At 69.3% G+C, this 397-nt stretch carries 1 pseudogene; it reads left to right on the top strand.

Going from position 1 to position 397, the window contains the following annotated elements:
- Positions 1-85: 85 nt before the first annotated feature.
- A pseudogene (locus EOC94_RS33825) lies at positions 86-397 on the top strand (4'-phosphopantetheinyl transferase); the annotation flags it as partial.

Raw genomic sequence — 397 nt, 5'->3', positions numbered from 1 at the left:
GAGAAATGATCGCCGTCCTGCCGATGGTCGATCGTTGACGCCGCCCGTTGCGAATTCATCGGCGGAAACGACCCTGCTGGAGGCTATGGCCGCGATCGCGCCGAGCGGTGTCCGGATCGGATGCCGCCTGATCCGCGAAGGCGATGAAGCCCATCTGCTGCCCATGGAAGCCCGCTCTATCGCGGCGCGCCAGCTTGCCATGCGGCGCGCCAGCGGCGCTGCGCGCTGGATCGCGCACGGACTGCTGGCGGAGCTTGGCGCCGGCGACGTCGCCATCCTGCGCGCGCCAACGGGCGCGCCGGTCTGGCCCGACGGGATAACCGGTTCGCTCGCTCACGACGACGACATGGCCGTGGCGGCGATTGCACCGATTGGCGATATCGCCTCGCTCGGCATC

Source organism: Mesorhizobium sp. M6A.T.Ce.TU.016.01.1.1 (genome assembly GCF_003997065.1).
Taxonomy (GTDB): domain Bacteria; phylum Pseudomonadota; class Alphaproteobacteria; order Rhizobiales; family Rhizobiaceae; genus Mesorhizobium; species Mesorhizobium mediterraneum.
This window is presented reverse-complemented; position numbering and strand designations above follow the sequence as displayed.